Raw genomic sequence first — 22,699 nt, 5'->3', positions numbered from 1 at the left:
GCGGCGCGGGAGCATGCCGCCATGGAGTCGCTGTTCAACGGATACACCACCCGCCGCCGCCCGGCGGGGCCCGGGCCCCGCGCGTGGGACGAGATGTTTCCGGCGGAGGTGCTTCCCGGCGACGCGGAGGTGCGCGGCCCGTATCGGGACATGTACCCCGCGCTGGCCGCGATGGATGACGCGGAGCTTCGCGCACGCACCGACGCGTTGGCGACCTCCTATCTTGCGCAGGGCGTGACCTTCGACTTCGCTGGAGAAGAGCGACCGTTTCCGCTGGACGTCGTGCCTCGCGTGCTCGCTGCAGACGACTGGCGCTATGTGGAGTCCGGTGTGGCGCAACGGGTCCGTGCGCTGGAGGCGTTCCTCGCCGACGTCTATGGTCCGCAGCTCGCTGTGCAGGACGGTGTGATTCCGGGTTCCCTGATCAGCTCGTCCACGCACTTTCACCGCCAGGCGGCCGGGATCGTGGGTGCGAACGGTGTGCGCATCCACGTCGCCGGCATCGACCTCATCCGCGACGAGAACGGCGCGTGGCGGGTGCTCGAAGACAACGTGCGGGTCCCGAGCGGCGTCAGCTATGTGCTTGCGAACCGCCGAGTGATGGCGCAGACCCTTCCGGAACTGTTCACCAGCCTCCGTGTCCGGCCCGTCGTCGATTACCCGAGCCGCCTTCTGCAGGCGCTGCGAGCGGCGGCACCGCAGGGCGTGGATCACCCCACGGTCGTCGTGCTGACACCTGGCGTGCACAACTCGGCCTACTACGAGCACACGCTGCTCGCGCGAATGATGGGCATCGAACTCGTCGAGGGCAGGGACCTCTTCTGCTCAGGCGGACGCGTCTGGATGCACACCACGGCCGGTCCCACCCGGGTCGACGTCATCTATCGACGAGTCGATGACGAGTTCCTCGATCCGCAGCACTTCCGGCCGGATTCTGTGCTGGGGGCGCCCGGGCTCATGCTCGCTTCTCGACTCGGCAACGTCACCATTGCGAACGCTGTGGGCAACGGGGTGGCCGACGACAAGCTCGTCTACACCTACGTTCCCGCGCTCATCAAGTACTACCTGGGTGAAGATCCGATCATTCCGAACGTCGACACATGGCGACTCGAGGAACCCGAAGCGCTGGAGGAAGTGCTCGATCGGCTGGACGAGCTCGTCGTGAAGCCCGTCGACGGCTCCGGCGGCAAGGGGCTCGTCGTGGGGCCGGATGCGTCGCGAGAGACTCTCGAGGAGTTGCGCCGTTCGCTCCTTGCCGATCCGCGCGGCTGGATCGCACAGCCCGTGGTTCAGCTGTCGACGATCCCGACACTGGTGGAGGACGGCTTCCGTCCGCGGCACGTCGATCTGCGACCTTTCGCCGTGAACGACGGCGAGAACGTCTGGGTGCTTCCCGGCGGGTTGACCCGGGTGGCGTTGCCGGAAGGGCAGCTCGTCGTGAATTCGAGTCAGGGCGGAGGCTCGAAGGACACCTGGGTGCTGGATCCCTCACTGCTGACGGGACCGACGGCGACGGTCGCGGGTGAGCCGGACCCGGCGTCCGATGAAGTCTCACTCGCGACAGGCGCGATCACCGTCGTCGCGCCAGCGCGCCTCGAACCGCACACACCGTTCCTCTCCTCGCCGCAGGACGAAGACGTCGAGGTCCGGCAGCAGCAGCAACAGCAACAGCAACAGCAGCAGCGCGAGGAGCCGACATGCTGAGCCGCATCGCCGAGGCCTTGTTCTGGATCGGCCGCTACATCGAGCGGGCCGATGGCACCGCTCGCATTCTGGACGTGCATCTTCAGCTGTTGCTGGAGGATCCGTGGGTGGATGAGGACACCGCCTGTCGCGCGCTGCTGTCCGTCATGGGCACCACGGTCGACGATGAGACGCCCCTCAATCGGGACGACGTGATGCGTCTGCTCGCACTCGACCGCGAGCATTCGGCGTCGATCGGGCACTCGATCGTCGCGGCGAGGGAGAACGCGCGACGGGCACGAGAGATCATCTCGACCGATCTCTGGGAGACGCTCAACGAATCGCACGCCCGGATGCCGCGGCGCATCGCCTCCGACAAGACGCACCCGTTCTTCCGCTGGGTGCGCGACAGGTCGGCGCTGGCATTCGGAGTGGTGGACTCGTCGACCAGCCGGGACGAGGCATGGCACTTCTTCGTGCTCGGGAGATCCATCGAGCGGGCCGACATGACCGCGCGGCTGCTCGCGACGCGGTCCCTCACTGACGCGAGCGGACCGAGTTGGACTACCCTGCTGCGCAGCTGCGGGGCATACGAGGCGCACTTGCGAAGCCATCGAGCGGTGCCGACGGCAGCGTCGGCAGTGGAGTTCCTGCTCGTCGATCGACTGTTCCCGCGGTCGGTCCTGTCGAGCGTGCTGCAGGCGGAGGAGTGCTTACGCGGAATCGATCCGACCAGCGCATTCGGGGTACCGCACAGCGCACATCGGGTTCTCGGTCGGATGCGTTCGGAGTTGGAGTATCGGCCGATCGGCGACATCGTCTATCGCCTCTCCGAGAGCATGGAAGAAGTCCAGGTAGGGGTGTCGATGGCGAGCGATGCGGTCCGAGAACGGTATTTCCCGTCGATCGCGATGCCGGTGTGGATCGGAGAGGCACTGTGAGCCGGCTGCGGATCGTTCATCGGACGGGATTTCGCTACGAGCAGCCGGCGACGGCTTCCTACAATGAGGCGCGGATGCTGCCCCATTCGAGGGAGGGGCAGTTTGTTCTGCAGGCGGGCCTGGAGATATCGCCCACCGCAGCGCAGCATTCGTATGCGGACTACTGGGACACGCGGGTATCGACCTTCGAGGTGCTCGTCCCCCATCAGATGCTGTCGGTCACGGCGACAAGTGTCGTGGACGTGCGGCCCGTCCCGCCCTCTGGGGTGCGCCTGGATTGGGACGAGGTCGCCGCGCGGATTCCGCTTTCGTTGTCGCTCGCGGAGTGCGTCGCACAGACGCCGGCGACTGCCCCCGACGCGGACATGCTCGATCTCGCCCTGCGCATCGAGGCCGAGGGCGGCAGCCTCGATGAGACGGCTCTCGAGATCTGTCGCACGGTCGGTGAGGCGATGGAGTACCGGAGCGGAGTGACCGGCGTGAACTCCACCGCTCGTGACGCGTGGGCTGCGCGCTCCGGCGTATGCCAGGACATCGCGCATGTCGCGCTGGGGGTGCTGCGAGCGGCCGGCATCCCCGCACGCTATGTCTCGGGCTATCTGCACCCTGATCTGAGCGCGTCGATCGGGCAGCCGGTCGTCGGTGAATCCCACGCCTGGGTGGAATGGTATTCCGGCGAGTGGCGCGGATACGATCCGACGAACCTCACGGAGATCGGCGAATCCCACGTCTACGTCGGCCACGGACGCGAGTATGCCGATGTGGCTCCGCTTCGCGGTGTGTACGCGGGGCCCAGCGCCTCGGAACTGTTCGTATCGGTGGAGCTGACCCGGCTGGAATGAGTTTCCGCGCTCACCGTGCGCGTGCATGCCAGAGTTGTACTCACAGACCGACGGCGGAAGAAGAGGGCGACACCGTGAGTGATGCATCGAACGAGCGCGAGACGCTCACCTGGGACGGCTTCGGCACGGCGACGCGCGATCTGGCGCGGAGCATCCTCGCGGCCGGCTTCGAGCCGGAGGTCGTCGTGGCGATCGCGCGCGGGGGTCTGCTCCCGGCCGGCGCCATCGCCTACGGTCTCGGAGCCAAGAACTGCGGCGCCATCAACGTCGAGTTCTACACCGGCATCGGCACCGTGCTCGACGCACCGGAGGTGCTGCCACCCGAGCTCGACATGGCCTACCTCGACGGGCGCCGGGTGCTGCTCGTCGACGACGTCGCCGACTCCGGTCGCACGCTCGCTCTCGCGGTGCAGCTGCTCAAGGAGAAGGGGGCGGATGTCCGTTCGGTGACGATCTACACCAAGCCGTCGACGATCATCCAGCCGGACTTCGCCTGGAAGGACACCGACCTCTGGATCAACTTTCCCTGGTCGTTCCAGGGAACGGTGCGCGAAGAGGACCTGGGCCTGCCGCCTTCGGCATGACGCGTCAGTTCTTCATCCGCGAAGCAGGGTGCGCAGCGTCTGAATGGTGTCGGCGTCTGCCGGCGCCTTGTCCGGACGGTAGTGCTTCACGCGGGCGAAGCGCAGGGCGATGCCGCCGGGGTAGCGCGGTGAGCGCTGCACACCGTCGATCGCGATCTCCACGACGACCTCAGGGCGGAGGAACACTGCGGCTCCGGTGCGGTGGGTCTCTCGCTCGGGGAAGGTCTCGGTCTGCCACCGCAGCAACTCGTCGGTGAGCCCCTTGAAGGTCTTGCCGACCATGACGAATCCGCCCGGCTCACCGAACTCGCCCTCGGGGTCGTAGGCGCCGAGGTGGATGTTCGACAGCCAGCCGCGCCGCCGGCCGGAGCCCCACTCCGCGGCGAGCACGACGAGGTCGTAGGTGTGCACAGGCTTGACCTTGACCCAGGACTTGCCGCGGCGCCCTGCGATGTACGGCGATTCGGTCGACTTGACGACGACGCCCTCGTGCCCGGCCGCGAGGGCGTCGCGGGACAACTGCTCGGCGGCATCCGGGTCGTCGGTGATGATGCCCGGGATGCGCCAGTTGCCCGCGACGCGGTCGAGCTCGGCGAGGCGAACGGCGAGCGGCTCGTCGATGAGGTCTCGTCCGTCGAGGTGCAGCAGGTCGAAGAACCACGGGCGCAGGACGAGCTCGCGGGAGACATCGGCGCCGAACCGCGACATCGTCTCCTGGAACGGTCGTGGCCCGCCGTCTTCGTCGAGCGACAGGGTCTCGCCGTCGAGGATGAGGTCGCGCGCGGGAAGACCGCGCACGATCTCGACGATCTCGGGTACGCGGTGGGTGATGTCAGCGAGGCTGCGGGTGAAGACGCCGACATCGTCGCCGCGGCGGTGGACCTGAATCCGGGCGCCGTCGAGCTTGTATTCGACGGATGCGTCGCCGGTGATCTCCAGCGCGGCTGTGGGAGTCGCCGCGGTGGCCGCGAGCATCGGCAGCACCGGACGGCCGACCACGAGTCCGACGGCGTCGAGCTGCTCGGCGGTTCCGGTGAGGGCGAGGAGAGCGGTCTCGCCCAGGTCGCCGGAGAGCATCGCGGCACGGCGGACAGTCGCCGGATCGCGGTCGGCGGCGCGAGCGATGGCGTCGAGCAGCACGCCCCCGAGTGCACCTGTGCGCAGCTCGCCGAGCATGGCGCGGGCGAGGAAATCCCACTCCTCGGCCGTCGCTCGGGCAGCGAGCTCGGAGAGGTGCCTGCTCCGCGCGGCCGCGGATCCGGATCCGAGGACCGTCGCCAGAGCGGTCAGGGCGGCATCGACGTCGGTGATGCTCAGTGTCGGAGCATCTGCGTGCGTGACATCGAGGGCGGAGATCCCGCGCCAGCCGACGCCGAGCCGGCCCTGGCGAGGGCTTGCCAGCAACAACCCGGTGAGCGGGAGGATCTCGTCGGGAGCGGCGCGCCGGAGCAGCCCGGCGACGGACTCGATCTTCGCCAGTCGCGAGGAGGTCGTCGCGACCTCCTCGGTCGTGGTGACGGCATCGGCGAGCATCATCCCCGCATTCTGCCACCGGCATCCGACATCCGGGGCGGCGCAGCGAGACCGCGCGCGCGGCGCTCCCTTCTCGCCGGTCTCAGGTGGTGGGCGCAGGTGCTCCCGGATGCCACGGGGCGGTCGCGGCCGTCTCGGCGGAGAGAACCGCTTTCGCCGCGGCGATCACGGCCGGTTCGATCAGGGCAGGGATCGGGCGGCCGAGCAGGCCGCGCACGATGCCGTACGGGATCACTCGAATGGCGAGATCGACGCGTTCCACGGCGTCCTGTGCGTCGGGGTACTGCCGCCGTGCGAGCCTGGTCATCAGGCCGATCACGCCGATGTTCAGCTCCGCGACCTCGTCCCGGAGGGCTCCGGAGGGGAGGGTCGCGAGGAGCAGCTCCTGCCGGTAGAGGGACAGACCGACCGCTTCATCGGGATTCTCGGCGCAGAAGCGCGGAATGGACACCGCACACGCCAGGAGCGCCTCGAACGCGTCGTCCTGTTCTTCCGCCGCGCGGATGAAGCCCGCTTGGAAACGTCGGATGCAGCGCAGCCAGAGCCGCACCAGGATCTCTTCGCGTGATCCGAATCGGTGATAGATCGATCCGACGGGACCGCCCATGCGGTCGGCGATCATCGAGATGGTGGCGTCGCGACCGTTCTCGACCACGGCCCGCAATGCAGCATCCAGCACGTCATCGGTGGTGAAGCGAGAGGGGCGAGGCACACGGCGATTCAATCATCCCGCGTCGAGGATGGGTAGCGAGGATTGATTCTAGAATACTGATTCGTTTACTGCTACGGTGTTCGCATGACCTGGACCACACGAACCGCGACCGGCATCCGCAACGTGCATCGGCGCCGATACTCCGACATCAACGCCGCCTGGGAGCTGGCGCTCCGGGTCGCCGATCCGAGCAGCCGCGTATGGCCGGCGGACGGTTGGGACCCGATGCTGCTCGATCGAGGAATCACAGTGGGGTCATCCGGTGGGCACGGCGCCGTGCGTTACGTCGTCTCAGAGGTCGAGGACTCGCGTTTCCGCTTCGCCTGCACGATGCCGCAGCTCGAGGGCTTCCACGAATTTCGCCGCGAGGGGGATGAACTCGTTCACGAGCTCGTGATCCAGCGGGCGTCGCGGGTTCTGCTCGTCGCACTCATCCCGTTGCATGACGCCGTGCTCGAAGAGCTGCTCGACAATGTCGAAGACCTTCTCGCCGGACGCTCCGTGCCACGGCCGCGCAACCGAACCCGCTGGGTCCGAGTGCTGCGGGCGCTGTTCCCGGAGGAGAAGGACAGTCGGCGCGCCAGGCGGGCCGCACCTGTGAGCGACGTCACCGCCCGGTGAACTCCGGCTTGCGCTTCTCCTGGAACGCCGCGAACCCCTCGCGGTAGTCGGCAGTCTCGCAGAGCGCGGCCTGGGCGGCATTCTCGACGTCGACCGACTCCCAGAGAGCGAGGCGCTCGTCGCGGATGCGAGCGATGAGGCGCTTGCTGGCGAGGAACGCCGCGGTCGCGCCGCGGGCGGCTTTCGTCGCCGCATCCGACGTCGCTGAGACGACCTCATCGTCGGGCAGCACGCGGGAGAACAGGCCGGACTCCACCGCTTCGGTGCCGCTCATCAGGCGGCCGGTGTAGATCAGATCGAGCGTCTTGTGTGCACCGAGGCGATCGAGGAACAGCGCGTGCCCGCCGGAGTCGAGCGTCGCGCCGAGCGCGGCGAACGGCGAGCCGATCTTCGCCGACTCCGCGACGTAGACGACGTCGGTGGCGATGAGCAGGCCGAGACCGACGCCGAGGCACGCACCGTGCGCCACGGCGAACGTCGGCGCAGGAAACTGAGACATGCGCTGCAGCAGTGGTGTGACCAGGCCGCCGAGGTAGCCCATGACGTCATCATTGCGCGGGTCGACGTCGGAGATGTCGCGGCCGGCGCAGAATGCGCGGCCCTTGCCTCGCAGCACGAGCGCACGGACGCCTGCCGCCTCGGCCTCGTCGTAGGCCACGCCGAGGCCGTGCAGTGCCTGCTCGTCGAGGGCGTTGAGCCTCTCGGGTGCGTTCAGCACGATGGTGGCGATGTCGTCGGCGATGGAGAGTTCGATCATGGGTTCCTCCGAGTCACACGTCGTAGTCGACGACCAGGCGGTCGCTGGTCGGATGGGACTGGCAGGTGAGCACGAAACCGCGGGCGAGCTCGTCGGGTTCCAGGGCGTAGTTCTCCGTCATCGTCACGCTGCCCTCGACCACGCGTGCGCGGCAGGTGCCGCAGACGCCTCCGGCGCACGCGAACGGAGCATCCGGGCGCACGCGGAGCGCGGCATTGAGCACCGACTCGTGCGCGTCGATCGGGCTTTCCACGGTGGAGGAGACGCCGTCGAGAGTCACCTCGATCCGCACCGTCTTCTCGCCGGCACGCACCTGCACGGGGCGGGCTGCGCGCACCGGCTCATCTCCGGTGGTGAACAGCTCGAAGCGGATGTGCTCCCTGGCAACACCGACATCGGCGAGCACCTCGCGGCAGAGGGCGACCAGGGCGAGCGGGCCGCAGAGGAACCATTCGTCCACCGTCTCCGGAGGAATGAGCGCGCCCAGGATCGTGCGCAGCTTCTCCTCGTCGATCCGCCCGGACAGCACCGGCGCCGCACGCTGCTCGCGCGAGAGCACGTGGTGCAGGGTGAGCCGCGTCGGGTAGCGATCCTTGAGGTCGGCGAGGTCCTCGAGGAACATCACGTCGAGCGTCGAACGGTTCGTGTACACGAGCGTGAAGCGGGCGGTGTCTGACGCCGCGAGCACGGTGTGGGCGAGTGACATCAGGGGAGTGATGCCGGAACCGGCGGCGATGCCGACGACATGCCGATGATCGAGATCGCCGAGCGCCGAGGTGAAAGTGCCCTGCGGGCTCATCACGTCGATCTCGTCGCCCGGGCGCAGTTGCGTCTGCGCCCACGTCGAGAAGAGGCCGCCCTCATCGCGCTTGACGGCGACGCTCAGGCGGGTGTCGATCGCGGCAGAGCGGTCGTCCGCCGTGCGGTGCTCCGGAGCGCGGCACAGCGAGTAGGAGCGGCGCACCTCGGTGCCGTCGAGTGTGGTGCGCAGGGCGACGTACTGGCCAGGGAGGTAGTCGTACTCGTCGGCGAGTGCTGCCGGGACGGTGAAGGTGACCTCGACGGCGTCGTCGGTGAGCGGGCGCACGTCCTGCACGGCGAGGGTGTGGAAGCGTGCGCGCTTCTTCGCAGGTGGCGGAGTCCGCTCGCGGTGCGGTGTGCTGACGGATGCCGGGGCGGAGGTGAACAGCGACATCTCAATGCACCTTGAAGTGGTCGAAGGGCTCGAGGCACGCGCGGCACTCGAAGAGCGATTTGCATGAGGTGGAGCCGAAGCGGGAGACCTCGTGGGTGTCGAGCGATCCGCAGCGCGGGCAGCGGACGCTGATCGCGAGTCGGATCGGCCCGGTGCTGACCGCCGCACGGCCGGAGGGCGGGGCGATGCCGTACTCGGCGAGCTTGCGCGTGCCGGCATCCGACATCCAGTCGGTCGTCCACGCGGGGGCGAGGACCAGGCGCACTTCGACGTCGCCGAAGCCGGCGGCGGTGAGCGCGAGGATGACGTCGTCGCGGATGGTGTCCATCGCCGGGCAGCCGCTGTACGTCGGCGTGATGTCCACGCGTACGTGGTCGCCGTCGACCTCGACGGCGCGCAGCACGCCGAGATCTTCGATGGTCAGCACCGGGACCTCCGGGTCGGCGACGGCCGCGGCGATGCGCCAGGCTTCCCGGTCGTTGAGCGTCGGATAGGCGCGTTTCGTCTTGCTCCGCTCGCTCAACGTGCGAGTGGAGGCGTCGCTCGACGACCGGGGGATGTGCGTCTGCGTCACCATGTCGCCCCCGGATGCCGTCGCGCGAGCACCTGCATCTCGGCGAGGATGTGCCCGAGCGGGGCCGAGTGCGCGCCCTGCCGTCCTCCGGCAGATGAAGCTGAGACGGCGGGCACCGACAGCTCGGCGTCGGCGAACACGGTGTCGACGACGGCGTCGACACCGGCACGCAGGGTCGACGGACGCACGGCTGCGTCGCCGAGGCGGTCGATCAGGTCGTCGTCGCGGAACAGCTCATCGACGTACGGCCAGACATCGCCTATGGCCCGGATGATGCGCGTGCGCGACTCCGCAGTGCCGCCGGCCAGGCGCAGCACCCACTGCACCGCGTGATCGCGGTGGTAGTCGACCTCTTTGACGGCCTTCGCGGCGATCGCCGCGAATGTCTCGTCGCTGCTCGTCCGCAGCGCGGAGTAGAGCTCGAACATGTAGGTCGCGACGACGAACTGCCGGGCGATGGTCTGGGCGAAGTCGCCGTTCGGCTGCTGCACGATCCACGTGCAACGGAACTCCGGCTCGTCGCGGAAATAGGCGAGGTCGTCTTCGCTGCGTCCGTCGAAGGAGCCGGCGTAGTGCAGGAAGGAGCGGGCGTGGCCGAGCAGATCGAGGGCGATGTTGCCGAGAGCGACGTCCTCCTCGAGCTCCGGGGCGCGCGAGATCCACGCGCCGAGCTGCTGGGAGAGGATGAGCGCGTCATCGCCGAGCCGCAGCGCGTACTCGGCGACGTCGGCGGAAGCGGCCTTCGCGCCGGTCCCCGCGAGCTCCTGTGCGAGGCGGAGTTCCTCGACCATCACGTCGCCGTGGGGGGAGTCGATCTCGTGGATGCTCATAGGTGCGGCACCCCCTCTGATGCCGTGTAGTACACCGCGTGCCGGTAGTTCTTTCCTGCCGGGCTCTCGAAGTACGCGCCCTTGGCATCCGGGTCGCTCGTCGTGATCGCATCCGCCGGCGCGACCCAGATCGAGACGCCTTCGCCGCGTCGGGTGTACAGATCGCGGGCGTTGCGGATGGCCATCTCGGCATCCGGCGCGTGCAGCGAGCCCGTGTGCACGTGGCTGAGTCCGCGGTTCGCGCGCACGAAGACCTCCCACAGCGGCCACGGCTCGGACGGAACAGCCCCTGGCGTCGTCATCAGGCGACCTTCCCTTCGTTGCGGACAGCCTGCTTCCGGGCGTACTCGGCGGCGGCCTCGCGCACCCATGCACCTTCTTCATGCGCCGTGCGGCGTCGTTCGAGACGTTCGGCGTTGCACGGTCCGTTGCCGCGGAGCACTTCGAAGAATTCGTCCCAGTCGATCTCGCCCATCTCGTACTGCCCTGTGCTGTCGTCGAAACGGAGTTCCGGGTCCGGCAGCGTGACACCGAGGATCTCGGCCTGCGGCACGAGCATCGACACGAAGCGCTGGCGCAGATCGTCGTTCGAGAACCTCTTGATCTTCCAGGCCATCGACTGCGCCGAGTTCGGAGACTGGTCATCGGGCGGGCCGAACATGGCCAGGCTCGGCCAGTACCAGCGGTTCACGGCATCCTGGGCCATCTGCCGCTGCTCGTCAGTGCCCTGCATGAGGCTCAGCAGAATCTCGAAGCCCTGGCGCTGATGGAACGACTCCTCCTTGCAGACCCGCACCATCGCTCGGCCGTACGGCCCGTACGAAGCGCGGCACAGCGGCACCTGGTTGCAGATCGCCGCGCCGTCGACCAGCCACCCGATCGCACCCATGTCCGCCCATGTCGGGGTGGGGTAGTTGAAGATCGAGGAGTACTTCGCCTTGCCGGAGATGAGCTGGTCCATCATCTCGTCGCGGGTGATGCCGAGCGTCTGCGCTGCGGAGTAGAGGTAGAGGCCGTGGCCGGCCTCGTCCTGGACTTTCGCCATCAGGATCGCCTTGCGCTTCAAGCTCGGCGCGCGGGTGATCCAGTTGCCTTCCGGCTGCATGCCGATGATCTCGGAGTGCGCGTGCTGCGAGATCTGGCGGATCAGTGTCTTGCGGTAGGCGTCCGGCATCCAGTCGCGGGGCTCGATGCGCTGCTCGTGCGCGATGAGGTCGTCGAACAGGCGCTGCTGCTCCGACGTCTCGTCTTCGACGACGGAGAGGTCTGCGGGGCTGGTCATCATCGACTCCTGAGCTTCGGTGCTTCTTTACTGACCGATCGTTAGGTTATTCTTGCATAGAAGGATTCGCCCTTCAAGATGCGGGCCTTCGGGAGGTGCACGATGGCGGCTGACGAATTGCCGGCCGGAATCGGGACGGCGTCTGAGGCGTTGCGCCCGATGCTGCGCCGGGATGCCGCATCCGCGGCGCTCGGCATGGTGGTGCACCTCGATGAGCCGGGGCGTGCGGTGGTGTCGATGATCGTGCGCGCCGACATGGTGAACGGATTCGGGATCACGCACGGCGGTCTCGTCTTCGCTCTCGCCGATACGGCGTTCGCGATCGCCTGCAATGAGGACGAGAACACGACGGTGGCGCAGGGCGCCGACATCACCTTCCTCGCATCCACGCGGCCAGGCCAGCGGCTGACCGCGACCGCGGAACGCCGAGTCCGGCGCGGGCGCACAGGCCTCTACGACATTACCGTCGTCGACGAGACCGGCGAGACGGTCGCCGAGGTCCGCGGCCGGTCTTTCACGAAGAACGGCTCACAGTGAGCGCGATATGAGTTCCAGGAGCGCGTTCCCGTAGGCCTCCGAGGGATCCGGATGCTCGAACTCCAGCGACTCACCGGCGATCTCGATCTCCACGCGGAACGTGTCTTCGAGGCGGACGAGGCGGCGGAATGTTCCGCGGAGGAGCTCGCGGAGCTGATCCTCGCGAGGCAGCCACACGGCATCCTCGAGCGTGACCGCATCGAGCGCCCACTCGGTCGTGCCGTTGAAGGCGAGGTCGGTGCCGCTCGGCGTCCGCCGCGCCTCGATCGTCATCTCGCTGACCGTGAAGATCTCGGCCTCGGCTTCGTGCTCGACATCGTCCGGGAGATCGAGCTGGAAACGGTCGCCGCTGTCGGGAAGCCAGGTCAGGCCGGCATCTCGCAGCGCGATGGCGAGGTCACGGGTGATCATGCCGGCACCGCCGCTCGGCCGACATGGCTCAGTGCGAGCGCTGCCATCGCGGCAGCCTGATCCGCGAGCAGGCCATCGTCGAAGACCGCGCGCGGAGAGTGATTCGCCTCCGCCTCGGCGGGGTCGAGGTCGGCCGGCGTCGTTCGGAAGAAGACGAACGCCCCCGGAACCTCGTTGAGCACGTACGAGAAGTCCTCGGATGCCATGAAAGGCGAGGCGAGCTCCTCGACGCGTTCTTCGCCGAACATCCCTCGCAGAGTCCCGATCGCGGAGCCGGTTTCGGCGTGGCTGTTCACCGTCACCGGGTATCCGACGATCACCTCCACCTCGGCCGTACACCCGTGGGCGGCGGCGATGCGCTCGACGAAGGCGGGAAGCTCGTTCCGGACCGTCTCGATCGAGGCGGCCGAAAGGGTGCGCAGGGTCGCCGCGAAACCGGCTTCATCGGGGATCACGTTCAGGACTTCGCCGGCGAACAGCTTCGTCACGGTGAGCACCACAGGGTCGAAGACGTCGAAGCGGCGGGTCACCCAGTTCTGGAGCGCCAGGACGAGTTCGGCGACCGCCGGCACTGGGTCCACCGAGAGGTGCGGGCGGGCGCCATGACCGCCTCGGCCACGGATGCGGACCTTGACCGCGTTCGAGCCGGCCATGATCGGGCCCGGCCTCGTCTGGAAGAGTCCGCGAACCCCGGGTCCGACATGCATGCCGTAGGCGGCATCGACGCGGACTCCGGCGGCATCCAGAACCCCGTCTCGGATCATCAGGGGCGCTCCGCCGCCGGCTTCTTCGGCAGGCTGGAACATGAAGACGACCGAGCCGGTGATCTCATCCCGTCTCGCCGCCAAGAGCTGGGCGGCGCCGATGAGTCCGGCGGTGTGCATGTCGTGACCGCATGCGTGCATGGCGCCGTTGGTCGAGGCATACGGCAGCCCGGTCGCTTCCGTGATCGACAGGGCATCCATGTCGGCGCGCAGCAGAACCGAGGGGCCGGCCGAGGATCCGCGCAGCACGGCTGTCACCGAGCTCAGATCCGTGCCCGTCGTGATCTCCAGGCCGAGGGGTTCGAGCGCTTCCAGGACGGCAGCCTGCGTGTGCGGAAGGTGGAATCCGATCTCCGGCGTCGCGTGCAGTCGGCGGCGGAGCGCGATCAGTTCGGGCAGCAGGGCGTCTGCTTCCGCTCGCGCTGCCTTGGCCAGTTCGCGGGTGATCACGTTTCCACGCTAGTCGAGGCGGAGCGTCGCGCCACAGGGGCGCGGTTCGCCGGAGGACTTCGGCGCCGTACGGCAGATCGTCCTGGTGAGGGTCAGCCGCCGAAGACGCCGCGCGGGTGCCGACCTGCGCCTCTACGTCGGAGAGGCGGCGGGGAATCGCCGCCTCGGCGACGTCATCGGGTCGCCCGCGCCAGGTCGTGTGCCCAGCGCTTGGCACGGCGCGCTGTAGCCCGGCCGCGGGCGGCCGCACCCCAGCGCCAGCCGTTTCTGTCGCCGTACTCGACGAGTTCTCTATCGTTCGGCTCACTCGATGACAACAGTTCGGCGTAGTACTGCCAGCGCCGTCGCTCATACGGCGCACGGACGAAGACCACGGGAACGAACTCGTCAAGACGTCCGGCGATCTCCAGCGTGAGCATCGTGCGCATGCATTTCCAGCATCGGGAGCAGTTGGTTGTCCGATTCGGGTCCGCGTCGATGCAGACATCCAGATAGCGCGCGTACGGGCTGCCGACGAGCGCCAGCGTTCGTTCGATCCTGGACATGCCCGAACTCGTGGACTCCACCGTCAGCGCCGCCGTCGACAGCAGTGGAAACGTCATCGCCCCCACCAGGCCGATATCGCCGTGCGGTGGTGGCATCCGCAGATTCCGGAACGCCCCTTCGGATGCGTGGTAGCAGCGTCCGATGCCGCCGCCGAGAAGATGCATGACCGCGGCATTGCGGAATGTCGCCGTCTGCATGAAGCCCATCCGCGGATAGTGGACATCGATGTTGCTGTCGACACGAATGAACGGCAGGCCGAGCTCCGCGGCGACGGGCCGCAGCGCCTCGAATCGCCTTCGCCACAGACTCTCGCCCCCCTCGCCGTGCGCCCCGACGTTGTTGTTCAGAAGATGCGTCACCCGCAACGCTTCCGGCACCCCTGCTGCGGATGCGTACTCCGTCAGCGTGGCGAAGCTGTCGACACCGCCCGAAAAGCCCGTCGCGACTCCGGTCGGGGCCTCGCCGGCGGGAATCGTCTCGTCAGCCGTGACGGCAACCGTCTGGTAATTCGAGTGCACGGCTCGCACCAGCGCCTGGAGGTCATGGTTCAGCCTGTGCAGCAGACTGTCTGTCACCACGCCACCGACGCGGAGATCACGTCCGTAACGCATCGCAGGCAGCAGCAGAGCCACGGCCACATGGTCTGCCCGGTCGGCGAGCAATTCCTCGGCGTCCGCCGCGACGGAGAACCACAGTGGGGCGGCGCCGTCGATGTCAGCGGAAACCCGCATGTTCCCGTCTTCATCCAGGGCATGGCGCGGACGCGCGGTGACCAGATCGGGCATAAGGCATCGGTGCCTTTCGTGAAGGCAGCTGTCCATGGCACACGGGAGCCGGCAGGACAGATTGCGAGCAGTATAGCGGGCCGCGATCGTCCGGGCACCTCCCGATTCGCGTCACGCGACGGGTGCTCTCGCCGGTTGCTTCGCTAAGAATCCTCGGGCGGTGCGATGCGCGGCGGCCAGGTCGTGGCCCCGAGCTCGCGCGAGATGTTGCGGGCGGTCTCGCGCAGCGCATCGAGCACGGCATCCGGTGCCGGCAGCTGGGTCGACGGCATCACCACGGCGACGGCGGCGACGATGTCATTCGACGCATCGGCGATCGGAGCGGCGACGGATGACTCGCCGAGCACGGCCTCGTCGACTTCGGTCGCCGTGCCCCGCTCGGCGATCGCGGGCAGATCGAGGGTCAATCGCGCGATGTCGGTGATGGTGTCGCCGGTGAGGCTGCGCAGCGGCTGCTCGAAGACCGTGTGCTGGAAGCCGACGTCGTAGGCCAGCAGGACCTTTCCCATCGCGGAGGCGTGTGCGGGGATGGCGACGCCGGTCTCGAGCATCTGCTGGCTGTCGTCGGGGCGCAGGTTGTGGTGGATGACGAGCACCTCATGGAAGTGCGGAGCGCCGAGGCGTACGGACAGGTTGGTGCGTCTGGCGAGCTCCTGCGTCCATCGCATCGCCCGCGCACGCACATCGAGGGTGTCCAGGTACACATTGCTCAGCCGGAGGAGCGTCGGGCCGAGCATGTACCGCTGTCCGCCGCGCTCCTTGGCGACGAGTCCGTGCTCGCGGAGCGACTTCACGATGCCGTGAACGGTGGAGGGCGGCAGTTTCAATGCGGTCGCGAGGTCGGTGATGCCGAGATGACGGGCGCCCTGCAGCAGCTCGAGCACCTTCGCGGCGCGGTCGATGGCTTGGATCACGGATCCATCCTCCCTCCGGTTCGTCATCGATCCGGGTATTCGCGTCGGTTCTCAGGATGGTCTTGACAACCCGACTCAGCCCGAGCATATTCGACATTAACGAAAAGCGTTCCGATTTCTTCGGAATCGAGATCAAGGGAGATCGCACGATGAAGAAGCTCATCAACGCGCCGGAAGATGTGCTCGTCGAGTCGCTGAGGGGCGTGAGCCTGGCTCACCCCGAACTCGCGGTCGACTTCGAGAACCACGTCATCACGCGCGCGATGCCCAAGGCCCAGGGCAAGGTTGCGGTGCTCTCCGGTGGCGGCTCCGGGCATGAGCCGCTGCATGGCGGTTTCGTCGGGGTCGGGATGCTGGATGCCGCCGTCGCCGGCGAGGTGTTCACCTCTCCGACGCCGGACAAGGTGCAGGCCGCCACGAAGGCGGTCGACCGGGGAGCCGGCGTGCTGCACATCGTGAAGAACTACACCGGTGACGTGCTGAACTTCGAGATGGCCGCCGAGCTCGCCTCGATGGAGGGCATCGAGGTCGGTACGGTCATCGTCGACGACGACGTCGCCGTACAGGACTCGCTCTACACGGCTGGTCGCCGCGGGGTCGGACTCACCGTGCTGCTGGAGAAGCTCGTGGGTGCCGCCGCCGAAGAGGGGCAGGACCTGGCATCCGTCGTGGAACTCGCGAAGCGGATCAACGGCCAGGGACGCTCGATGGGGATGGCCCTCACCAGCTGCACCGTGCCGGCCGCAGGCAAGCCCACCTTCGACCTGCCCGAGGATCAGATGGAGATCGGCATCGGCATCCACGGCGAACCCGGTCGTCACCGTGAGCCCCTGGCTCCGGCATCCGACATCGCCCGCCAGCTCGTCGAGCCGATCCTCGCCGATCTCGATTTCGCCGGACCCGCGATCGTGATGCTCAACGGATTGGGCGGCACGCCGCAGATCGAGCTGTATCTGATGTACGCCGAGGTCGCCGCTCTGCTCGAGGAGGCGGGGGTGCAGATCGTGCGCAATCTGGTCGGCAACTACATCACCTCCCTCGACATGGCCGGATGCTCGGTCACGGTCCTGAAGGTCGATGACGAACTGCTGCGCCTCTGGGACGCGCCCGTGAACACCCCAGGACTCCGCTGGGGCATCTGACCGAACCCTTCCCGTCGCGAAAAAGCCCGGAAAGGGCGTCGGATTCCGGGCGTTCTTGCGACGGGAGCCGTGACCGCACGACCTGTGAAAGAAAAACATGACTGACACGATCGACACGAAGACGCTTATCGACTGGATCTCGCGCTACCGCGAGGCCGTGACCGAGAAGCGCGAATGGCTCACCGAACTCGACTCTGCCATCGGCGACGCCGACCACGGAGCGAACATGACGCGGGGCATGAACGCGGTGGTGGAGAAGCTCGATGCCGGAGCGCCCGCCACCGTCGATGAGCTGCTCAAGACCGTCGGCATGACCCTCGTCAGCTCGGTGGGCGGCGCCAGCGGTCCGCTCTACGGCACGCTGTTCCTGCGGATGGGCATGGCGGCAGGGCCGGTGACCGAGCTGGATGCTGCGGCGCTCGCCGCTTCCCTGCGCGCCGGACTCGACGGCATCGTTGCCCGCGGCAAGGCCGAAGCCGGCGACAAGACGATGTTCGACGCGATGGCCCCGGCGGTCGATGCACTCGACGCGGCGATCGCAGGTGGTGCCGGCCTCGCCGACGGCGTGCGTGCCGCTGCGGATGCGGCCGCCGCCGGCCGTGATGCGACCCTCCCGCTCGTGGCCCGCAAGGGCAGGGCGAGCTATCTCGGAGAGCGCAGCACCGGGCACCTCGACCCGGGCGCCGCATCCACGGCGATCCTGTTCGAGACCCTCGCCGCGGCGATCGCGTCCTGATGATCGGCATCGTCGCCGTCTCCCACAGTGCTCGGCTCGGGGAGGCGGCTCTCGAGCTCGCCCTGCAGATGGTGCCGGGCGGTGGCGTGCGCGTGCAGGTCGCTGCGGGGGCGGGGATGGATGCCGACGGCACCCCGATCCTCGGGACCGACGCGGTCGCGGTGGCGGCGGCGATCGACGAGCTCGCGGACGATTGCGACGGCGTCCTGGTGCTGATGGATCTCGGTTCGGCGGTGCTCAGTGCCGAGTTCGCCCTGGAGCTGCGAGCCAGCGACGTACCGGTGCGGCTCGTGCCGGCACCGTTCGTCGAAGGACTGCTGGCGGCCGTTGTGTCGGCTGCGGCCGGGTCGGCGCTCGACGCGGTCGCCGAGGAGGCGACAGCAGCGCTCGGAGCGAAAACAGGTCAGCTCGGGGACCCGGTTCCTGACGCGCCAGCCATCGAGGCAGCCGAACCCCCGGGTTCTGACAATTTCACCGGGCCGGATGCGGTGTCGCGGATCGTCAGGGTGCGCAATCCTCTCGGCATCCACGCGCGTCCTGCTGCACTCATCGCGGAGGCGACCGCGGGGGCCCGGGTGCGATTGCGCCGGCTGCCCGACGGGCCGGAAGCATCTTCCGCGAGCCTCTCTCGGTTGCTCATGCTCGGCGCCAGGCAGGGCGAGCGCCTGGAGCTCCGTGCGACCGGCCCCGCGGGTGAAGCGGCGCTCGACCGCCTCGCCGCGCTCTTCGACGATGGCTTCGGGGAGGGGACGGACATGCCGGAGCGCGTGTCGGCCCCATCGGCGCCGACGGCGCCGAAGCAGTCGGCCCCGATCGCCTCCGGCACGGTGCTGCGCGGGCGCGGCGTGAGTGCGGGGGTGGCCGCGGCATCCGTCGTGCATCTTGCGCCCTCCATCCCCGAGCCCGAGAGCGGTGTCGTGATTGCGGCCGCCGAGCGCGCCGCCGAGGCGATGAGCATCGAGTGGGCGGCGGTGGCCGTCGCCGACGAGCTGCGCTCTCGCACCGCGGATGCCTCGGGTGAAGCGCGGGCGATCCTCGACGCGTCCCGGCTGCTGGCATCCGATCCCGAGCTGGTCTCGGAGGCGACCGCTCTCGTGCGCACGAAGGGGCTGACCGCCGCGCGAGCCGTCTGGGAGACCGCGGCTGCGCACGAACGCGGACTCGCGGCGCTCGGCGGACGGATGGCGGAGCGCGCGGCCGACATCCGCGACGTGCGCGACCGCATCGTCGCCGAGATCCTCGACCTCGAGATGCCGGGGATTCCCGTGCGCGATGAGCCCTTCGTGCTCGTCGCCACAGACCTCGCGCCGGCCGACACCGCTGCGCTCGAGGGTGGTCGGTGCGTCGCCCTGGTGACGGAGCAGGGCGGCCCGACCTCGCACACCGCGATCATCGCGCGCTCCCTCGGACTGCCGGCCGTGGTCGGCGTGGCCGAAGCCGCCGGGATCCCGGCGGGGATGACCGTCCTCGTCGACGGAGACCGCGGCACCGTCGAGATCGATCCCGTGGAATCGCGCATCGAAGATGCCAGAGCGGCGTCCGTGGTCGTCGCGTTCGACGGCGCCGGGGCGCTGGCCGACGGCCGGGCGATCCCGCTGCTCGCCAATGTCGGAGGGGCGACGGATGCCGGGGCGGCCGCCACCGCGCACGCCGAGGGCGTCGGACTCTTCCGCACGGAGTTCTGCTTCCTCGACCGCAACGATGCCCCGACCGTCGATGAGCAGGTCGCCGCATATCGTGGAGTGCTCGCCGCGTTCGGGGGGCGCAAGGTCGTCGTGCGCACGCTCGACGCCGGCAGCGATAAGCCGCTGCCGTTCGCGAACGCCGACCACGAGGACAACCCGGCGCTCGGCGTGCGCGGACTGCGCATCGCCCGCCGTTCGCCGGCGCTGCTCGACGATCAGCTGCGTGCCCTGGCGCTCGCTGCGTCGTCGGAGTCGGCGCAGGTCGAGGTGATGGCGCCGATGGTGTCGACAGTCGACGAAGCGCGCGACTTCGCCGCCCGGTGCCGGGAAGCCGGCCTCGAACGGGTCGGCATCATGATCGAGACGCCCTCGGCCGCGCTGTTGGCGGCCGAACTCTTCGACGTCGTCGACTTCGTGAGCATCGGCACCAATGATCTGGCCCAGTACACGATGGCCGCCGATCGGCTGCTCAGCGATCTGGGCGATCTCAACGACCCGTGGCAGCCGGCGGTGCTGCGCCTCATCGGAGCCGTGGGGGCCGCGGGGCGCGCGGCCGGGAAGCCCGTCGGCGTCTGCGGCGAGGCCGGGGGAGACCCCGCACTCGCGCCGGTGCTGGTCGGCCTCGGCGCGACGAGCCTGTCGATGACCCCGCGGGCTCTGGGTCGCGTCGCCGCAGCACTCGCCGATGCGACGGAAGAGGCCTGCCGCAGGGCCGCCGACGTCGTTCTCGCGGCGTCCTCGGCTGCGGATGCTCGCGCCGCCGCATCCGCAGTGCTGGCCGGGGCGACACAGCGCGGCTGACTTCGGGTAGTCCTGGCCAGTGGAACTTGGCCTCGGCGCGCGATCTCCATCTGGGGCCGTCATCTCGGGGAGGGGACGCAGTTTGCCGCGTCGATACGCGGGATGCGACCAACTGCGACCCCTCGCTGTGGGGCGGGGTCGCAGTTTGTCGCCTCGATGGGCCGGATGCGGCCATCTGGGTCCCCTCGCGGCCTGAGCCGGGCGTCTCCGCAACTCCGAGCCGGAGGGACATGTCGGTCGCGTGAGGCAGAGTGGGGACATGACCTCCCCCACGCCTCCCGCTGACACACGCAGCGCTGCCCTGGCCGCGCTGCGTGAACTCGTCGGACGCCCCGACGCCGACTTCCACGACGGGCAGTACGAGGCGATCGAGGCGCTGGTCGTGGGACGCCGCCGTGCGCTCGTCGTGCAGCGCACCGGCTGGGGCAAGTCCGCGGTGTACTTCGTCGCGACCCTGCTGCTGCGCCGGCAGGGGGCCGGCCCCACCGTGCTCGTCTCGCCCCTGCTCGCGCTCATGCGCGACCAGATCGCCGCCGCCGAGCGGGCCGGGGTGCGAGCGGTGGCGATCAACTCGACGAATGCCCATGAGTGGGCCGACGTGCTGGCGCAGCTCGACCGCGACGAGGTCGACGTGCTGCTGGTGTCGCCGGAGCGGCTCAACAATCCCGCGTTCCGCGAGCAGCAGTTGCCCGCCCTCGTGAGGCGCATCGGCATGCTCGTCGTCGACGAGGCGCACTGCATCAGTGACTGGGGGCACGACTTCCGTCCCGACTACCGGCGGCTCCGCGACCTCATCGCGCAGATGCCGGCCGAGGTGCCTGTGCTCGCCACCACGGCGACGGCGAACAGCCGCGTCGTGGCCGATGTCGCGGAGCAGCTCGGCACCGGCACCGGTGAAGACGCCGACGTGCTCACCATCCGCGGGCCGCTCGCCAGGGCATCCCTGCGCCTGGGGGTGCTGCGCCTGCCGAACTCTCCGAGCCGACTGGCATGGCTGCTCAGTCACCTCGATGACCTGCCCGGTTCCGGGATCATCTACACGCTCACCGTGGCGGCGGCCGTCGACACCGCGCGTCTTCTGCGCGAACGCGGCCACGAAGTCCGCGCTTACACGGGGCAGACCGACACTGACGAGCGCGAGGAGTCCGAGGGGATGCTGAAGCGCAACGAGGTGAAGGCTCTCGTCGCCACGAGCGCGCTCGGCATGGGCTTCGACAAGCCCGACCTCGGGTTCGTGCTGCATCTCGGAGCCCCGTCGTCACCTGTCGCGTACTACCAGCAGGTCGGCCGTGCCGGGCGTGCGAGCGACAGCGCCGACGTGCTCCTGCTTCCCGGCACCGAGGACCGCGACATCTGGCACTACTTCGCGACCGCGTCGATGCCCGACCAGGAGCGCGCCGAGCGAGTGATCGCCGCGCTCGGCGACGCGCCGGTCTCGACACCGGCGCTCGAGGCGATGGTCGACATCCGGCGGACGCCGCTGGAACTGCTGCTGAAGGTGCTCGATGTCGATGGTGCCGTGCGCCGGGTGCAGGGCGGTTGGGTCGCCACCGGTGAGCCCTGGGCCTACGACGCCGAACGCTACGCGCGCATCGCGGCCGAGCGCGTGGCGGAGCAGCAGCACATGATCGACTACGAGCAGACCGACGGATGCCGCATGGAGTTCCTCCAGCGTTCCCTCGACGATGACACTGCCGTACCCTGCGGGCGGTGCGACAACTGCGCCGGAACCTGGTTCCCCACCGACATCGAGGCGACGGCGAACGCGACGGCCGCCGAATCGCTCGACCGGGTCGGCGTCGCCATCGACCCGCGTCGTCAGTGGCCGACCGGCGCCGATCGGCTCGGAGCGCCGGTCAAGGGGCGGATCGGCCCCGCCGAGCAGGCCGGCGAGGGCCGGGCGCTGGCGCGCCTCACCGATCTCGGCTGGGGCGGCACCCTGCGCGAGCTGTTCGCGGCAGGAGTCGCCGATGCGCCCGTGTCGCCGCAGGTGCTCGCCGGGTGCGTGCGGGTGCTCGCCGAGTGGGGCTGGGCCGAGCGCCCGGTCGCCGTCGTCGCCATGCCGTCGAGGTCGCGCCCGCTGTTGGTCGACTCCCTCGCTCGCGGGCTCGCCGAGGTCGGGCGCCTTCCGTTCATCGGCGCGCTCCAACCGGTGGCCGGCGGCCCGACGGGTCAGCCAGGAGGCAACAGCGCGTTCCGGCTCGCCGGACTCTGGGATCGCTTCACCGCGGAGGGGCTCGATATTCCACCGGGACCGGTGCTGCTCGTGGACGACCAGGCCGACAGCAGATGGACGTTGACCGTCGCCGCCCGCATCCTCCGGCAGGCCGGCGCGACCGAGGTCCTGCCGTTCGTCCTCGCGCTTCGCGGTTGA

At 68.9% G+C, this 22,699-nt stretch carries 22 protein-coding genes and 1 pseudogene; 11 read left to right on the top strand and 12 right to left on the bottom strand.

What is annotated here, in order from left to right; genetic code table 11:
* Nucleotides 1–21 precede the first annotated feature (21 nt).
* From LTA6_RS00910 to LTA6_RS00895, 4 genes are all read left to right on the top strand, one after another.
* Nucleotides 22–1,704, top strand: a complete 1,683-nt coding sequence (locus LTA6_RS00910) for a circularly permuted type 2 ATP-grasp protein (RefSeq protein WP_341975558.1) — start codon at nucleotides 22–24, stop codon at nucleotides 1,702–1,704.
* On the top strand, nucleotides 1,698–2,624 hold the full coding sequence (locus tag LTA6_RS00905) for an alpha-E domain-containing protein (protein WP_341975557.1): 927 nt from the start codon (nucleotides 1,698–1,700) through the stop codon (nucleotides 2,622–2,624). Before LTA6_RS00910 ends, LTA6_RS00905 begins: the two co-directional genes overlap by 7 nt.
* The gene (locus LTA6_RS00900; RefSeq protein WP_341975556.1) at nucleotides 2,621–3,466 is read left to right on the top strand and encodes a transglutaminase family protein; all 846 of its coding nucleotides are present in this window, start codon (nucleotides 2,621–2,623) and stop codon (nucleotides 3,464–3,466) included. The genes LTA6_RS00905 and LTA6_RS00900 overlap by 4 nt, the downstream gene beginning before the upstream one ends.
* Before the next feature lie 74 nt (nucleotides 3,467–3,540).
* Nucleotides 3,541–4,050 carry a phosphoribosyltransferase gene (locus tag LTA6_RS00895; protein WP_341975555.1) on the top strand — a complete coding sequence of 170 codons (510 nt, stop codon included), beginning with the start codon at nucleotides 3,541–3,543 and terminating at the stop codon, nucleotides 4,048–4,050.
* A gap of 12 nt (nucleotides 4,051–4,062) precedes the next feature.
* Here the strand turns inward: LTA6_RS00895 and LTA6_RS00890 are convergent, their stop codons facing one another.
* Together LTA6_RS00890 and LTA6_RS00885 are read right to left on the bottom strand one after the other, a co-directional pair.
* Nucleotides 4,063–5,586: an ATP-dependent DNA ligase gene (locus LTA6_RS00890; RefSeq protein WP_341975554.1), complete on the bottom strand. Its 1,524-nt coding sequence runs from the start codon at nucleotides 5,584–5,586 to the stop codon at nucleotides 4,063–4,065.
* A gap of 79 nt (nucleotides 5,587–5,665) precedes the next feature.
* Complete coding sequence (locus tag LTA6_RS00885; RefSeq protein ID WP_341975553.1) at nucleotides 5,666–6,295, bottom strand: TetR/AcrR family transcriptional regulator; 630 nt, start codon at nucleotides 6,293–6,295, stop codon at nucleotides 5,666–5,668.
* Nucleotides 6,296–6,379: 84 nt separating this feature from the next.
* Between LTA6_RS00885 and LTA6_RS00880 the strand changes: the two genes are divergently transcribed.
* Nucleotides 6,380–6,916 (top strand): hypothetical protein, encoded by a 537-nt coding sequence (locus LTA6_RS00880; protein WP_341975552.1) that lies wholly within the window; start codon nucleotides 6,380–6,382, stop codon nucleotides 6,914–6,916.
* On the opposite strand, the gene LTA6_RS00875 is transcribed toward LTA6_RS00880, so the two are convergent.
* From LTA6_RS00875 to paaA, 6 genes are read right to left on the bottom strand one after another with little or no spacing between them, the layout of a single operon-like run.
* On the bottom strand, nucleotides 6,903–7,673 hold the full coding sequence (locus LTA6_RS00875) for an enoyl-CoA hydratase-related protein (RefSeq protein ID WP_341975551.1): 771 nt from the start codon (nucleotides 7,671–7,673) through the stop codon (nucleotides 6,903–6,905). The genes LTA6_RS00880 and LTA6_RS00875 overlap by 14 nt on opposite strands.
* 13 nt (nucleotides 7,674–7,686) lie before the next feature.
* Nucleotides 7,687–8,868 (bottom strand): 1,2-phenylacetyl-CoA epoxidase subunit PaaE, encoded by a 1,182-nt coding sequence (gene paaE / locus LTA6_RS00870; protein ID WP_341975550.1) that lies wholly within the window; start codon nucleotides 8,866–8,868, stop codon nucleotides 7,687–7,689.
* A 1-nt stretch (nucleotide 8,869) separates the two neighbouring features.
* Entirely contained in the window at nucleotides 8,870–9,445 is a 576-nt protein-coding gene (gene paaD / locus LTA6_RS00865; RefSeq protein WP_341975549.1) for a 1,2-phenylacetyl-CoA epoxidase subunit PaaD, read from the bottom strand.
* Nucleotides 9,439–10,272 (bottom strand): 1,2-phenylacetyl-CoA epoxidase subunit PaaC, encoded by an 834-nt coding sequence (gene paaC / locus LTA6_RS00860; RefSeq protein WP_341975548.1) that lies wholly within the window; start codon nucleotides 10,270–10,272, stop codon nucleotides 9,439–9,441. Before paaC ends, paaD begins: the two co-directional genes overlap by 7 nt.
* A complete protein-coding gene (gene paaB, locus LTA6_RS00855) occupies nucleotides 10,269–10,574 on the bottom strand; it encodes a 1,2-phenylacetyl-CoA epoxidase subunit PaaB (RefSeq protein ID WP_341975547.1) in 306 nt (101 codons plus the stop codon). The genes paaC and paaB overlap by 4 nt, the downstream gene beginning before the upstream one ends.
* Nucleotides 10,574–11,554 (bottom strand): 1,2-phenylacetyl-CoA epoxidase subunit PaaA, encoded by a 981-nt coding sequence (paaA, locus tag LTA6_RS00850; protein WP_341975546.1) that lies wholly within the window; start codon nucleotides 11,552–11,554, stop codon nucleotides 10,574–10,576. Before paaA ends, paaB begins: the two co-directional genes overlap by 1 nt.
* Nucleotides 11,555–11,656: 102 nt before the next feature.
* Here paaA and paaI point away from each other — a divergent pair, with 102 nt between their 5' ends.
* Nucleotides 11,657–12,091 (top strand): hydroxyphenylacetyl-CoA thioesterase PaaI, encoded by a 435-nt coding sequence (paaI, locus tag LTA6_RS00845; protein ID WP_341975545.1) that lies wholly within the window; start codon nucleotides 11,657–11,659, stop codon nucleotides 12,089–12,091.
* Here paaI and LTA6_RS00840 read toward each other — a convergent pair.
* From LTA6_RS00840 to LTA6_RS00825, 4 genes are all read right to left on the bottom strand, one after another.
* Nucleotides 12,083–12,502 (bottom strand): pilus assembly protein CpaE, encoded by a 420-nt coding sequence (locus LTA6_RS00840; protein ID WP_341975544.1) that lies wholly within the window; start codon nucleotides 12,500–12,502, stop codon nucleotides 12,083–12,085. The two genes, paaI and LTA6_RS00840, sit on opposite strands and share 9 nt — an antisense overlap.
* Nucleotides 12,499–13,716, bottom strand: a complete 1,218-nt coding sequence (locus LTA6_RS00835; protein ID WP_341975543.1) for a M20 family metallopeptidase — start codon at nucleotides 13,714–13,716, stop codon at nucleotides 12,499–12,501. Before LTA6_RS00835 ends, LTA6_RS00840 begins: the two co-directional genes overlap by 4 nt.
* A gap of 173 nt (nucleotides 13,717–13,889) precedes the next feature.
* Entirely contained in the window at nucleotides 13,890–14,993 is a 1,104-nt protein-coding gene (locus LTA6_RS00830; RefSeq protein ID WP_341975542.1) for a hypothetical protein, read from the bottom strand.
* A gap of 197 nt (nucleotides 14,994–15,190) precedes the next feature.
* The gene (locus LTA6_RS00825) at nucleotides 15,191–15,961 is read right to left on the bottom strand and encodes an IclR family transcriptional regulator (protein WP_341975541.1); all 771 of its coding nucleotides are present in this window, start codon (nucleotides 15,959–15,961) and stop codon (nucleotides 15,191–15,193) included.
* A 149-nt stretch (nucleotides 15,962–16,110) separates the two neighbouring features.
* Here LTA6_RS00825 and dhaK point away from each other — a divergent pair, with 149 nt between their 5' ends.
* The 5 genes and pseudogenes from dhaK to LTA6_RS00800 all read left to right on the top strand — a co-directional run bounded on the left by dhaK (nucleotide 16,111) and on the right by LTA6_RS00800 (nucleotide 22,699).
* Nucleotides 16,111–17,103, top strand: coding sequence for a dihydroxyacetone kinase subunit DhaK (gene dhaK / locus LTA6_RS00820; protein WP_341975540.1), 993 nt, complete (start codon nucleotides 16,111–16,113; stop codon nucleotides 17,101–17,103).
* Between the two features lie 97 nt (nucleotides 17,104–17,200).
* Nucleotides 17,201–17,839 carry a dihydroxyacetone kinase subunit DhaL gene (dhaL, locus tag LTA6_RS00815; protein ID WP_341975539.1) on the top strand — a complete coding sequence of 213 codons (639 nt, stop codon included), beginning with the start codon at nucleotides 17,201–17,203 and terminating at the stop codon, nucleotides 17,837–17,839.
* Nucleotides 17,839–18,510, top strand: a pseudogene (locus LTA6_RS00810) (HPr family phosphocarrier protein); the annotation flags it as partial. The gene dhaL and the pseudogene LTA6_RS00810, both read left to right, overlap by 1 nt.
* Before the next feature lie 84 nt (nucleotides 18,511–18,594).
* Nucleotides 18,595–20,325 (top strand): phosphoenolpyruvate--protein phosphotransferase, encoded by a 1,731-nt coding sequence (gene ptsP, locus LTA6_RS00805; RefSeq protein ID WP_407359235.1) that lies wholly within the window; start codon nucleotides 18,595–18,597, stop codon nucleotides 20,323–20,325.
* Between the two features lie 259 nt (nucleotides 20,326–20,584).
* A complete protein-coding gene (locus LTA6_RS00800) occupies nucleotides 20,585–22,699 on the top strand; it encodes a RecQ family ATP-dependent DNA helicase (RefSeq protein WP_341975537.1) in 2,115 nt (704 codons plus the stop codon).

The organism is Microbacterium sp. LTA6 (genome assembly GCF_045690355.1).
In the GTDB taxonomy this organism is placed as follows: Bacteria; Actinomycetota; Actinomycetes; order Actinomycetales; family Microbacteriaceae; genus Microbacterium.
Note: the sequence above shows the minus strand (reverse complement) of the source record. Positions and strands in the feature narration are given on the sequence as shown.